Origin of the sequence: Halonatronomonas betaini (assembly GCF_015666175.1) — a bacterium.
Lineage (GTDB): Bacteria > Bacillota > Halanaerobiia > Halanaerobiales > Halarsenatibacteraceae > Halonatronomonas > Halonatronomonas betaini.
In genome coordinates this window covers 16316-30121 of record NZ_JADPIE010000003.1, presented here as the reverse complement: position 1 = coordinate 30121, position 13806 = coordinate 16316, and the positions used below count along the sequence as shown (strand labels likewise).

Annotated in this window: 12 protein-coding genes and 1 pseudogene; all 13 read right to left on the bottom strand. The window is 28.7% G+C overall.

Translation table 11 applies throughout. The features are described 5' to 3' along the window. Positions 1-16: 16 nt before the first annotated feature. Positions 17-640 (bottom strand): acetyltransferase, encoded by a 624-nt coding sequence (locus tag I0Q91_RS05610; RefSeq protein ID WP_270453436.1) that lies wholly within the window; start codon positions 638-640, stop codon positions 17-19. Between the two features lie 10 nt (positions 641-650). After that, a complete protein-coding gene (locus I0Q91_RS05605) occupies positions 651-1280 on the bottom strand; it encodes a sugar transferase (RefSeq protein WP_270453435.1) in 630 nt (209 codons plus the stop codon). A 69-nt stretch (positions 1281-1349) separates the two neighbouring features. Further along, on the bottom strand, positions 1350-2471 hold the full coding sequence (locus tag I0Q91_RS05600; RefSeq protein ID WP_270453434.1) for a glycosyltransferase family 4 protein: 1122 nt from the start codon (positions 2469-2471) through the stop codon (positions 1350-1352). Positions 2472-2474: 3 nt separating this feature from the next. Beyond that, on the bottom strand, positions 2475-3488 hold the full coding sequence (locus I0Q91_RS05595) for an NAD-dependent epimerase (protein ID WP_270453433.1): 1014 nt from the start codon (positions 3486-3488) through the stop codon (positions 2475-2477). A gap of 25 nt (positions 3489-3513) precedes the next feature. Continuing rightward, positions 3514-4842: a nucleotide sugar dehydrogenase gene (locus tag I0Q91_RS05590; RefSeq protein ID WP_270453432.1), complete on the bottom strand. Its 1329-nt coding sequence runs from the start codon at positions 4840-4842 to the stop codon at positions 3514-3516. A gap of 14 nt (positions 4843-4856) precedes the next feature. Then, positions 4857-5966, bottom strand: a complete 1110-nt coding sequence (locus I0Q91_RS05585; RefSeq protein WP_270453431.1) for a glycosyltransferase — start codon at positions 5964-5966, stop codon at positions 4857-4859. A gap of 42 nt (positions 5967-6008) precedes the next feature. Further along, complete coding sequence (locus I0Q91_RS05580; protein WP_270453430.1) at positions 6009-7109, bottom strand: glycosyltransferase; 1101 nt, start codon at positions 7107-7109, stop codon at positions 6009-6011. A 142-nt stretch (positions 7110-7251) separates the two neighbouring features. Further along, positions 7252-8484 carry a hypothetical protein gene (locus tag I0Q91_RS05575; RefSeq protein WP_270453429.1) on the bottom strand — a complete coding sequence of 411 codons (1233 nt, stop codon included), beginning with the start codon at positions 8482-8484 and terminating at the stop codon, positions 7252-7254. 181 nt (positions 8485-8665) lie between these two features. Further along, positions 8666-9608 (bottom strand): annotated as a pseudogene (locus I0Q91_RS05570) (IS3 family transposase). Between the two features lie 71 nt (positions 9609-9679). Next, positions 9680-10624: a glycosyltransferase family 2 protein gene (locus I0Q91_RS05565; RefSeq protein ID WP_270453428.1), complete on the bottom strand. Its 945-nt coding sequence runs from the start codon at positions 10622-10624 to the stop codon at positions 9680-9682. A 242-nt stretch (positions 10625-10866) separates the two neighbouring features. Continuing rightward, positions 10867-11559, bottom strand: coding sequence for a toxin-antitoxin system YwqK family antitoxin (locus tag I0Q91_RS05560; protein ID WP_270453427.1), 693 nt, complete (start codon positions 11557-11559; stop codon positions 10867-10869). Positions 11560-12027: 468 nt separating this feature from the next. Then, positions 12028-12978 (bottom strand): ATP-grasp fold amidoligase family protein, encoded by a 951-nt coding sequence (locus tag I0Q91_RS05555; RefSeq protein WP_270453426.1) that lies wholly within the window; start codon positions 12976-12978, stop codon positions 12028-12030. After that, on the bottom strand, positions 12962-13696 hold the full coding sequence (cuyB, locus tag I0Q91_RS05550; protein ID WP_270453425.1) for a cysteate racemase: 735 nt from the start codon (positions 13694-13696) through the stop codon (positions 12962-12964). The genes I0Q91_RS05555 and cuyB overlap by 17 nt, the downstream gene beginning before the upstream one ends. Between the last annotated feature and the right edge of the window lie 110 nt (positions 13697-13806).

Genomic DNA, 13806 nt, shown 5'->3' with positions numbered 1-13806 from the left:
AACCCTAACTATATTATTATAAATCTCTTATCTTCTTTGCTGGCACCCCAGCATATACGCTATTTGCTTCCAGATTGCTGATCACAACTGCCCCGGCTCCAACTGTTACATTCTCACCGATTGTAATCCCTGGCAGAACTGATGCTCCAATCCCTATATGTGAGCCTTCTCTGACAGTTACATTGCCTCCGAGATTAACCCCTGGTGAGATATGAACATGACTCTCTATCAAGCAGTCATGATCAACAGTAGCTCCGGTATTAATTATTACATTATCTTTTATAACTGTATTTGAGTTAATTATTGCTCCGGCAACAATCATATTTCCAGACCCTATATCAACATGTGAGTTAATAATAGTTTCTGGATGGATTGTATTGATTAGATCAATATCCTTGTACTCATTAATTTGATTAAATAATTTCTTTCTAGTGGGATTATGGCCGACAGCTATAACTGTTTCTGCAGCTATATCTTCCAGCTTACTCACACTGTCAATAACAGGATAGCCATTAATCTCTGTGCCATGAATAGTTTCATCATCATCTAAAAAGCCAGCAATATCATAGCCCTGCCTTTCTAAGATATCCAGGATTACTTTGCCATGTCCTCCTGCACCGATTATATATGTTTTACTCATATTAATTCTCCTAATCTAAAGAATTATTGTTCTCTGACCCTTTAAATTTAGTCATCGTTACATTGTCTTTCTGGTTAATTCCATCTCTCTTAAAGACCTGAATAATTGTTTTAATAATAATTTTAAAATCCAGCAATAAGCTATAATTATCGATATATTCTATATCATACTCAAACTTTTCTTCCCAGGTTAAGGCATTACGGCCATTTATCTGGGCTAAACCTGTTATTCCTGGCCTCATCTCATGTCTCCGAGCCTGGAATTCGTTATATCTATCGATATATTCAACCAGTAATGGTCTGGGACCAATTAAACTCATCTCACCTTTAATAACATTTATAAGCTCTGGCAGTTCATCAATACTGGTGCTTCTTAAAAACTTACCAAACTTAGTTAAACGAATTCTATCAGGCAATAATTCTCCATTATCATCTCGCTCATCTGTCATTGTTCTGAATTTTATTAGATCAAAGATCTTTTCATCTTTACCAGGTCTCCTCTGAACAAAAAAAACAGGACTGCCTAATTTAAAATAAACCATTATCGAAATAATTATAAATAATGGACTTAAAACCACCAGCCCTAGCACAGATAAAACTATATCCAGTATTCTTTTTATTATTAATTGTAGTTTTCTCATATAACCACCTGCCATATACCCGACGGTTAACCGTCGGTATCTCTTAACAAATTTCACAAAGGTTAAAACCTACAACCCCATCTTCTCAACAATATCCTCATTAACCTTATGTACATCATACTTTTCTTCTGCAATTTTCCTGCTTTCATGCCCCATTTTAACTATCTCATCTCTATTTTCAATAAAATAAATCATCTTTTTAGCAAGACTTTTATGATCTCTAATAGGCACTAGAAAACCATTTTTACCATCAATAACTGTTTCTCGACAGCCTGGAGCATCAGAGGTAATTATAGGTCTTCCCATCGACATTGCCTCTAAGACTGATCTAGGAGTACCCTCTCTATATGAGGGCAATACATAAACACTGGAATCCTTAATATATGGTCTGACATCATCCTCTCTGCCATGAAAGTTCACAATATCTTTATCAATAGCTTTATTTAATATATTTTCTTCTATACTGTCAGGGTTATCTGGATTATATGGTCCAACTATATCAAATTCTACTTCAGGGTATTTATCCTTAACTAATTCAGCAGCTTTAATATATTCATATAAACCTTTAGCTTTTAGCAGTCTGCAGATAATTAAAAAGCTAATATGTTCAGCCCCTGGAGAGCTAAAATCAAACTGATCAATATTTACTCCTGATCCATTTACAACTCCTGTTTTTTCTTCTTTAACAAGTCTTTTTTCTATGAATAATCTCTGATCATCTGGGTTTTGAAATAAAACCAGATTATTTGCACTTAATGCAACTTTATATAGTGATTGAGCCAGCTTATTTATAACTTTCTCTGGCAAAGTCTCCCCGATAAAAGTATAGCCAAGTCCAGTTATTAAAGAGTTAATAGAATTAACTCCTGCCAGTTTACTGGCTATAGAACCATAAATTACAGGTTTAATAGTATAAGAATAGACTATATCTACATCAAGTTTTTTTAAAGTTTTATATAGATTATAGATGGTTTTTAAATCATTTAATGGATTAAGTCCAGTTCTGTTTAAATTTATTTCTTTAGGAATAGCTCCAATATTAGTTAATTCATTTTTTGTGCTATCATCTATATCAGGAGCCAGTGCATAAACTTTAAAGTCCATCTCAACCCATTTTTTTATTAATTCTCCACGAAAGTTTATTAGAGAACTGGCATAACTGGCAATTATAGCAATCTTTTTCTCAGACATCACTTACACTCCATAATACTCTTTATACCAATCAATAAACATCCTCACACCATATTCCAGCGATGTCTCCGGCTTATAACCGATATCCTCCATTAAATCTTCAACATCAGCATAGGTCATCTTAACATCACCTGGCTGCATCGGTTTAAAGTCTTTTTCAGCTTCCATTCCTAGCTCATTCTCAATACATTCAATAAAGTCCATCAGATTAACCGGGCTATTATTTCCTATATTATATATCTTATATGGTGCTTTACTTGTTCCAGGGTTAGGATCTTTCCCATCCCAGCTATCATCTGGTTGGGCAGGCTGTGAGCATAATTTATAGATACCCTCAACGACATCATCAACATAGGTAAAGTCTCTTTTCATATCGCCATGGTTAAATACTTCTATTGGCTTGTCATCTAGCATTAGCCTGGTGAAGATAAATAACGCCATGTCAGGTCTGCCCCAGGGCCCATAGACTGTAAAGAATCTTAAACCTGTAACAGGAAGATCATATAAATGGCTATAACTATGAGCCATCAATTCATTTGATTTCTTGGTGGCTGCATAAAGACTTACCGGATGATCAACATTGTCGCTGGTTGCAAATGGAACCTTCTCATTTGAACCATAAACTGAACTGGAAGATGCAAAGATTAAATGCTCAACATCATGATGGCGACAGCCCTCTAAAATATTCATGAAACCAACAAGGTTAGAATCCACATAGGCATGTGGATTTTTAAGGCTATAACGTACTCCTGCCTGGGCTGCAAGATTTATAACTACCTCTGGCTTATAACTCTCAAAGACATCTTCAACCAATTCCTTATCTTCTAAATCACCTTTAACAAAAGTGAACCTTTCATTATCCTTTAAGATATCAAGCCTATCTTTCTTTAATTCGACTGAATAATAATCATTTAAGTTATCAAGGCCAATTACCTGATGGCCTTCTTCCAATAACCTCTTGCTTGTATGAAAGCCGATAAAGCCGGCTGCTCCAGTTACTAATATCTTATCTGCCAAATCAATTCACTCCATTTCTATATAATTATCTAAAAAGCGGACTAACTCTCTTATTATCATCTATCGGTGCTCCAAGTTTATAAATCTTATCGCTGCTGATTCCATGAAAGGCATTTCTGGTATCTAATATTAGGTCAGCATGTTCTGTTATCCATTCATAATCATAATTACTATGATCTGTTGAAAGCACAACACAATCATATTCTTCTAGAGTGTCTGCTGTTAAATCTATCGTATAAACCTTCTCATCGCCATTTAAAAAGCTTTCTGCATAGGAGTCATGATAATCTATCTCTGCCCCTTTAGCTTCCAGTAAACGATATAATTCTAAGCCTGGCGACTCTCTTAAATCATCAATATCTGCTTTATAGGCCATCCCTAAAATTAATATTTTAGAGCCATTAATAGCCTTTGCTCTTTCATTAAGGATATCACCTATCTTATGGACTGTAAATCTTGGCATATTACCATTGATATCGCTGGCTAAGTCAATAAATTTATTATAAAAATCATAGGTTTTAGCTTTCCAGGATAAATACATTGGATCCAGCGGTATACAGTGGCCACCAATTCCTGGCCCTGGATAGAACGGCATAAAACCAAATGGTTTGGTGGCTGCAGCTTCAATTACCTCCCAAACATCAATGCCCATTCGCTCGCACATCATAGCCATCTCATTTACCAACCCTATATTAACGCTTCTAAAGGTATTTTCAAGCAACTTAACTGTCTCAGCAACCTGGGTTGAACTTACAGGAACTATTTTCTCAAGAAAAGAACCATATAACTCAACAGCCAGTTCAAGTCCTTTCTCAGTCGTGCCACCAATAACCTTAGGTGTATTCTGGGTATTATATTCTTTATTACCTGGGTCCACTCTCTCAGGTGAAAAGCAGAGATAAAAATCTTCACCGACTTTAAAATCAAGTTCTTCTTCAATTCTTGTCTGGATCAATTCTTCAGTTGTCCCTGGATATGTAGTACTCTCAAGTATTATTAAAGTATCTTTTGTTAAATATTTTATCAGTTCATCAACAACTGATATTATAAATGATGTGTCAGGGTCTTTTGTTTTCCTCAAAGGTGTTGGCACACAGATACTGATTGCATCTGCCTCACTTATCTTACTGTAATCTGTTGTTGCTATAAATTTTCCATTGTCCAAAACACTTTGCAAATCATTATCTGATACATCTAAAACATAAGATTCACCATTATTTAATTTATTAACCTTATTCTCATCTATATCTATTCCTGTTACATTGTAACCTGATTGAGCCATTTCTACTGCTAATGGAAGGCCGACATAGCCGAGACCTATTATCGCTGTATTCTTAATTTTATTTGATTTCATTTATAAATTCCCCCTTACTTAAATGAATCATATAAATCTTCATAATTCTTAACCATTATATCTACATGAAACTTATTATTTATCTTATTTCTTGCATTTTCACTTAATAAATCTTTTTCTTTTTCAGACAGACTCAAAACTTCAATAATTTTATTAGCAATTTCTTCTGGATCATTAGGTTGAACAACGAACCCATCTTCCCCATCATCAATAATTTCATTAACTCCACCAACATCAGTTGCTATTACAGGCAACCCTACAGCCATGGCCTCTATTACAACACCAGGCAAGCCTTCCCATTTTGAAGATAAAACAAAGATATCTGATATTGATAATAAACTGGCAACATCATCTCTTCTCCCTAATAATTTGACTTTTTCAGATAAATTATAATCTGATATCTTTGGCTCAATGAACTCTCTCTTATTACCTTCTCCGGCTATTATATAATTAAAATTATACTCTTTATCATCTAAGGTATGTAAAGAATCCAATAAAACATCATAACCCTTTTGTTCAGTCAAGCTCCCCACAGAAATTATAGTAGGCACTTCTTTTTCCAATTTTAATTCATCTTCCAAATTATCAGTATTAATTGAACTTAAAAATTCTTCAACATCAAGCCCATTATATAATACTTTTGCTCTTTCTTCAGATAAAGCCCCAGCATTTATCATATCATCAGCAGCATTCCCACTTACGACTGTTGTGACATCAGCAAGTTTATCAGTTAATGCCATCGCTTTATATCTTAAATTATTTTTAAATTTGTTGTTTCTTATACTAGATATTATATATGGTACCCCTGCTAGTTTGCCAAAAATCCTGCCAGCAATATTAGCATGAAACAGCTGAGTATGTAAAATATTTGGATTATAATCTTTTATAATTCTATATAATTTAATTAATCTATAAAACTGAATTTTGTTATTAATATTTAAGTTAATAGTTTCAATTCCTAAATCTCTTATTTTCTCCTCTAAGTCTCCAGGACGATCAAGTAAGGATATAACTAAAAACTCATACTTATCTTTATTTATATTTTTTAATAGTCTATAAAGCATCATCTCAGCTCCACCAAAACCTAATCCTGTACTAATAATACATATTTTCTTTTTAATCATATTTAAACCCTTTCTAAATTAATAATAATAACAAGAGCATAATTACTTAAAACTCAAAAATAAGTCTTCATATTTTTTTGCTATTTTCAATACATCAAAGTCTTTAATCCTCTCATTTGATTTTTCCTTCATTTCTATTAATTCTTCTCTATTCTCAAATAAATATTTAATTTTGTTCGCCATAGCTTCAATATCATTATTAGGAACTATCCACCCGTATTTATTATTTCCTAAAATTTCTTTTGGTCCTGTTGGGCAATCCGTTGATAAAACAGGAGTTTTGCAAGCCATAGATTCTAATATAACATTAGGCATACCTTCATAAAATGAAGATAAAATAAACAAATCAGATTCTGCCATATATTTATGTGGATTTTCTTTATATCCTAATAAACTCACTTCATTTATCAAATTATTTTCTTTAATTAATTTTTCTAACTTATTTTTTAATGGACCAGTTCCTAAAATATTTAATTTAATTTTATTATATTTATCTTCTTTTTTTACTAGTTTTATTGACTTAATTAACATTGAAAAATTTTTTTGTTTGATTAAACTACCACAAGCTACTAAATTAAAGTGTTGTTTATTGATTTCTATTTTTTTATTTTGAATTTGTGATTTAATATAATTTAAATCAATAGGATTATGAATTATTTTTACTTTCTCATGACCTATATTATATTGATTAATCATCTGATCTTTTAATTTTTTAGTTAATGCTATTCCATAATCACAATATTTATATGTCATCTTCATTAAGTAAAAATTAATTGAACTCATATTTTTTTTAGGTCTATAATTTGATTCTCTAAAAATAACTTTAGAATTATGATTGGAAAGTAAATGTCCTATCATAACCGCTTTACAAACTTGAGGTAAAGTTGCAACACAAATATCTGGGTTTTCTTTTTGAATTAAATTTTTAATTTTAAAAACTGAATATCTTCCTCTAGTATTTAAATCAATAATATCAACAAATTCTGGTATTAAGTTAGAATAAGCTTGATCTTTATGATAATTTAATAAAACCAGTTTTATATCAAATAAGTTATTATTAATATTATTTATAACATTGACAACAGCTCTTTGAGCTCCTCCACCATCAAGATTTGATAGAAAGAATATTATTTTTATTTTCATCACCCTTAAAACAAGATATTTTCAAAAGGAATAATTCGATTATTACCAATTATATAATTAGAATACCTTAAAATAAAATATAAAATTATAACTGAAGAAATAAATAATTTTTCTTTTTCTTAAATTGCAATGATAAATTGAACTAATTATTCAAACTAAAATTAAATTTTATTAAATTAGTAAAATATGAAATTATTAATATTAACATAAACCAAAATATAAGCCTTCTTTGAATAGTAAGTTGGTAAAGCAAACCTGTTCTATTTAAAAAAAACACCCAATAACTTGACATTAAAATCGAAACACTTTTAATCAAAACATTATCAATATAAATTAGAAAGTATGAAGCAATAGATATTATAATTAAATTAATTATAATAAAAATAAATAATGAAAAAAATCCATTCAAAGCAATTATTTCAGCAAAAACATTACTAGCTAAACCAAAACTTATATCTGGATAAAAAGTTTTAGTAAATTCAGAGCTAAATGTGAAAATATCTATATTAAATAAATAATTTGATAATGGAAATATAATTACAATAAAACTAAATAAATACTCAATTCCAATTTCAAAAGACTCTTCTATAGTCTTATTTAATATCATTTGAGTAATAAATGGTTCAGAATCTGTAATACTATTAATGTAAAATTCAAACGAAGTAATTCTATTAAAGACTAAATCCCAATCTCCTCTTAAAACAGCTTGATATATATGTTTATAAGAGAATAAAAAAACCCCAGAACTCATGGCTAATATATAGTTGCTTATGTTAAATCCCATTTTTGCTTTTCCATAATTTTTATAGTTATAAATCACGAATAAAGACAAAAAAACAGTTGCAAAAGCCTCTCTATTACCGCCATATACATCTATAAGCAATAAAACCAACAAAAAAATTGTGGTTCTCTTTCTATTTAATAAATATGTAATCAAAATACTTATACTAATGGTTAATGTAAACATATGATGTGTTCGACCAAAACTTGGCTTTCCTGGTGATATTAACTCATTAAAATTCAAGTAAATGAACAACAAAAAAAAGATAATAAACACAAACATTGAACAATTATAATATTTTTTGTTTTTAATATTATTGATATTTATTTTTATTTTTTTAAAACTAATTTTATTAAAAATATCAAATAAAGTAGCTCCTATTATTACTGAAGTTAAAACTATAATATAAACTAAATAAGTTTCATCTAATAATTCACCTTGACTACCTTCAGGATAATTAATATATCCAAACAATGCTGGTAAAAAATATATAAAATAACTAAAAAAAGCTAAAGAAAAAATATCAAAATATCTCTTTTTAAATAAAAAATATGTAAATCCCAAAAAAACAATAATTATATATAAAATTCTCATTTTAACACGTCCTATAAATAATAAGTTTATAAAAAATACTATTAATCAAACGTTTTCTTGTATTTTTCGTTTTTACACTTAAATTAAATTCATAAAAAACTAAGGCTTTAAATAATAAAGATCTTAATAAACATGGATCTAACTAAGTCAATAACCTGGACACAAATAGTTTAACTTTCTGTTATACCGATAATGCTTTCTTTTCAAATTCATTAGGAGTCATATAATCAATACTGCTGTGTATTCTATTTCTATTATACCACCCCTCAATAAATTGAAATATAGCTAAAGAGGCATCATGATAATCTCTATATTTGTTATGATGGACTTCTTCTTTTTTAAGAATTGCATGAAATGACTCTATTACTGCATTATCATATGGATTGCCTTTAGAACTAAAGGATTGAATAAAACCTAGATTTTTAGCTTTATTTCTAAAAATATCTGATATATATTGACTGCCTCTATCTGAATGAATAATGATTTTGTTTTCTGGTTTCTGTTTGTTATAAGCTCTATTTAAAGCTTCTAAAGTTATTTTAGTATCCATTGTCTTAGAAAATGAGTATCCAACAATCTTTTTTGTAAATAGGTCCATTACTGAGGCAAGATAACACCAGCCGTCTTTTAAAGTATGAATATATGTAATATCGGTCACCCATTTTTTATTAATTCCTGATGCGTTAAAATCTCTTTTTCAGAGGTTTATGCCTCTTTTAAAATTAAATTTGCTGCTGTAATGTTTGTATTTCTTCTTTACAATAGATCTAATATTTAGTTCTCGCATCAGTCTCTGGACTCTTTTAACGCTAATTTTGTGCCCTAATTTTTTATGCTTAATAGTTATTTTAGGAGCACCATAACGTTTTTTGCTTTCTAAATATATATTCATAATTAAGTCTTTAAACATTTCATTTTCTTTTTAAACCTTTAGCATTTCTTTATTAGTTACTGTTGTGTTTTTTATCAATCTCTATTTCACTGTATTCTTTGATCCATTTATATATTGTTACTTTTGTTACTCCATATTCACTTTCCAGGTCAGATACTGAACTGCCTGAATGATAAAGATCAACAATAATTTTCTTGAAATTATCATCGTAGCGTTTACAGTTACCAAACAAATGACAATTTTTCTGATTGTAAGTTTATTTAATACTTTTAAACTTATTGTGATCATATTTTAATACTTGAATCATTTTAACTTATCATTAATTGTTTTATTTACATTAGTTATATAATTTCTAAAATTAGGATTTATTAAAACTGTTAAATACAATATCAATGACTTTATATTCATTTTATTATATTTCCAAGATGCGATATAATTTTTTCTGCAATTTACATAATCATTATTTTGATAATATAAATCACCTAGTAATTTCAAATAAGAACTTCTAATTTTATTGTTTTCATTGATCTCTTTATGATATTTATTATAAAAATATTCATGTGCATCAATTTTACCTTTGGTATTATTTGAAATTCTTTCATTATCATGTATATACATCTTCACTAGAGGTTCTTCAATAAACTCAAAATCAAAATATTGAGATAATCTAATATATAAATCCAAATCCTGTCTTGATTTTAATTTTTCATCAAAATAATTTATTTTTTCAAAAACAGAAGAATCAATCATTATTACAGATGTTGGACCTAAAATATTTTTATAAAACAATTTTTCTTTTTTAAACTCCGGTAAAAAAGGTTTTTGAATTGATGAAATAATATCCTTGGTTTTACTTATATAAAATTTTTTATGAGCACAAAATACAACTTTACACTTTGATTTATTTAATGCTTTAACCTGTTTTTTAACTTTATCTCTATAATAACGATCATCATCATCTAAAAAAGTAATATATTTACCTTTAGACTTTCTTATTCCAGTGTTTCTAGCAGCACAAGCACCCTTATTTTTTTCATGTTTAATATACCTAATATTATCATATTCGCTTAAATAATCTGCCATAAACTCCTCAGTATCAATTCTATACTCATTGTCATCGTTGTCATCAACAATAATAATTTCAATATTATCATAAGTCTGATTCAAAACACTATCAATAGCCTTACCAAGCATACCAGGCCTTTTATATGTAGGAATTATTACACTTACCAAAGGTTCTTCTTTCATTATTAAATTACACCTGCTCTCATTACAATAGAAAAATTTTAACTTAACCCACAAAATATAAACTGGGAACAAAACTCCCAAAACCTAACTATCACATTCCACCTCAAATCACCTCTGTTTACAACTTAAACTACGACCTCAATTATATTATATTTTGCCATTGATTGTCAAAGATTTTCAGCTATTTTTCATATCCTGGCAAACAACTCAGCCTGTATTATTAATTTTTGACGATTCAATATTTATGATTCCAATGCCTCTTTGGCCTTTTTTAAACTATTCTGCATAATATGATAATCTCCATCATTAACTTTTAAATGGCCAACTAAAAGTTCATTATCAGTGTCAGCTAAAGAAAAAAGATGTTCGGACTGATGCAGAAATTGAGGCTCGTCTGTAAATAATGTTTCTTCATCTTCTAACAGCACATTATAAATAACTCCATCAACGAGCTCACCTTCCTGCCAGGTACCTTCTTTAGTTTTTATCCTATCATAAAGATATTCGACTCCCTGGCCATTCCACTGATGATTTTCAAACTCTCCCTCAAATTTTAAATTGCCTTCATAATCAAAAATCTCAGCATTACCTTTAACAATTCCCTGACTATCAAATACGGCATCACATATCTGGCGGCCATCAGAATTAAAAATTTTAGTTTTGTCGCCATCTCTTTCCAATATTAGATTGTTATTTTGATCAAAAATCTTATCTTTAAAATAAATCTGCTGCCTATCATCAGGTGCAAGAATATTATATATTACAATAGCTCTTTCATTAAAAAGATCATAGACTGTTTCCGCTTTTTTAAGCTGAAATTGAAAGCTCGAATACTCAGGCACAGTAATTAATTTCATCAAGTCAGCAACCGCATCTCTAATAACCGGATAATTATCAACCAATTCCAGTTCAGATAAGCTTTTGAGCTTATCCATTATCTTATTCAGCAGCATAAATTGCTCATTATTCAAGAGATTCTTTATAGAATTTATTCTGGTAAAGATATTTTCATTGATATCTACAAAATCAAAACTGTTCCAGAATGTTTCCTGCTGACTTTTAAAAGCCTACTCAATAGCTCTATCAAAAAAGAAAAATATCATCTCTTTATTTTGATTTAATTGTTGTTGCTTTTCCTTTTTTTCTGCTGTATTTCTACCTGGTAAAGGAAATAAGCGATAATCCCAGAAACTAAAATGGTAACTACTGCCAGATACAAACTGAGATAGCTACTTAATTGTATTTCTGCAAAAAATTCTTCCTCCAGATTAAATGATAAATACGCCAAGCTTTTCTAGTGCAATTAATCTGGCTTAAACAATTCCTACTAAAAACTGTTACACATTTTTGTAAGTACATTTAAAAGTTCCAATTAACACCTTGAACTGTATTTTCTTTTAATCTTACTTTCTTGCTTCATCTTTATTTATATCCCAATACTTACCAAACTCATAATCATAATCAACAGGCTCTATTTTCCCATGACCTGAAACTGGATAATGTGTAAATTCTCCAAAAAAGATGTTACCATTAATATTATACATATCAATCCTAACAAAATTAAAATCTTTAGATAAAACTTCAGCAATTTCAATCATTTTATTATAATTTTTAGGTTTTATTACTCCAGGTACAGATCTATATCCTTTATATTTAATATCTAAAAATTCCCAATCAGATGTATATATTGAACGCTTTTCATCAACATGTCTATTTGAAATCACTTGAACAAATTTACATTTCCCATTATAACAAAAGAATTTATAATCATCAGCAATCGACCCATTTTCATCAGTTATTAATTTTTCAATTAGAATTCTAGGTTCAATATCTTTATAAGCCCATTCATGCAGTTTTATACCATACACTTTGCTAAGCCATTCTTTACAATTTTTTATAATTGTTTCTTTGTTTATTTTATCTTCTTTTCTTTTAATAAAATATCTACCAGCTGCATTATTAGGTTTTATAATATATTCATCAGGCAAAGAATTAAATGAAATACTTTCAGGTTCTTTAGTACTATGAATCAATGGCACTAATATATCATTAGCCTTTTTAGACCCTAATTTATCTTTAATATATTTTCTGTAAAGAAATTTATCTTGCGTAATAGTCAATAATTTGTTTCGATTATATAGTTTTTTCCAAACCACTTTTTCATTAAATGTTTTGGGATCTTTTAAATTTAATTTATATCCATGTTTATTTTCAAAGACTTTTTTTTCATTTTTATAATTCGTTGATTTTTCTAATGGTATATAAATGCATCTTATATATTTGTTTCTAATTTTATTATATGCACTGTAAAGGAAATCATACTTTTTTATGAAATTTTTAATAAATTGCTTCAATTTTATTCCCAACCTTTTTATGAATTTTTATAATTTTTTTTACTAAAATATCCTCTGGAATTATGTATTTTATATTATGAATTTCTATTTGATCAAAAATTAATGATAGTTCTGTGCACCCTGGAATAACTATATCATTTTTACAATAATTTAAATCATTTAATATCTCATTTATTATATTAATGAAATCCTTCTTGTTTTTATAAGTTTTACTTTTTATTGAATAAATTATATCCATTAAACTGTTTATATGTTCGTTATGAGGAGCTTTATAGTTAATATTATCTCTTTCTAAAAACCTTTGATAAATTTTTGATTCTATTGTTCCTCTAGTTCCTAATAATATTGCCTTATTATTTTCATTTAATCGTTGAGATAGATTCTTTACAGTATCTTCAACCATATTAATGAAAGGTGTATTAAATGAATTATTTAAATCCTCTATATAATAATGTGCTGTATTACAAGCTATCGCAATATAATCAACCCCTGCTTCAACTAATTTTTCACAGGAACTAAATAAATAATTATATGCATCAGAGTTATTATTAATAATAGATTTAGTTCTATCAGGTATTTTAGGATTACTATAAATCAATAATTCTATATGCTCTTGATCATATTTTGCTGGTGTATTTTCTATAATTTTTTTATACAGATTATTAGTAGATTCTGGTCCCATACCACCAACTATTCCAAAAAGTAAATTAGAATTCATTATCTCAAAACCTCACTTATTCTCATATATATTTTATATTATTGAAACAATTTATAATCTTAAACTTACTAACCAATCAAAACATTAACCAGCACCACAGCCTCATCATC

Bases quoted from the DNA above. Each gene is read 5' to 3' on its own strand.
- I0Q91_RS05610 (WP_270453436.1), bottom strand. From the start codon at position 640: ATGAGTAAAACATATATAATCGGTGCAGGAGGACATGGCAAAGTAATC.
- I0Q91_RS05605 (WP_270453435.1), bottom strand. From the start codon at position 1,280: ATGAGAAAACTACAATTAATAATAAAAAGAATACTGGATATAGTTTTA.
- I0Q91_RS05600 (WP_270453434.1), bottom strand. From the start codon at position 2,471: ATGTCTGAGAAAAAGATTGCTATAATTGCCAGTTATGCCAGTTCTCTA.
- I0Q91_RS05590 (WP_270453432.1), bottom strand. From the start codon at position 4,842: ATGAAATCAAATAAAATTAAGAATACAGCGATAATAGGTCTCGGCTAT.
- I0Q91_RS05585 (WP_270453431.1), bottom strand. From the start codon at position 5,966: ATGATTAAAAAGAAAATATGTATTATTAGTACAGGATTAGGTTTTGGT.
- I0Q91_RS05580 (WP_270453430.1), bottom strand. From the start codon at position 7,109: ATGAAAATAAAAATAATATTCTTTCTATCAAATCTTGATGGTGGAGGA.
- I0Q91_RS05575 (WP_270453429.1), bottom strand. From the start codon at position 8,484: ATGAGAATTTTATATATAATTATTGTTTTTTTGGGATTTACATATTTT.
- I0Q91_RS05565 (WP_270453428.1), bottom strand. From the start codon at position 10,624: ATGAAAGAAGAACCTTTGGTAAGTGTAATAATTCCTACATATAAAAGG.
- I0Q91_RS05560 (WP_270453427.1), bottom strand. From the start codon at position 11,559: ATGGATAAGCTCAAAAGCTTATCTGAACTGGAATTGGTTGATAATTAT.
- cuyB (WP_270453425.1), bottom strand. From the start codon at position 13,696: ATGAATTCTAATTTACTTTTTGGAATAGTTGGTGGTATGGGACCAGAA.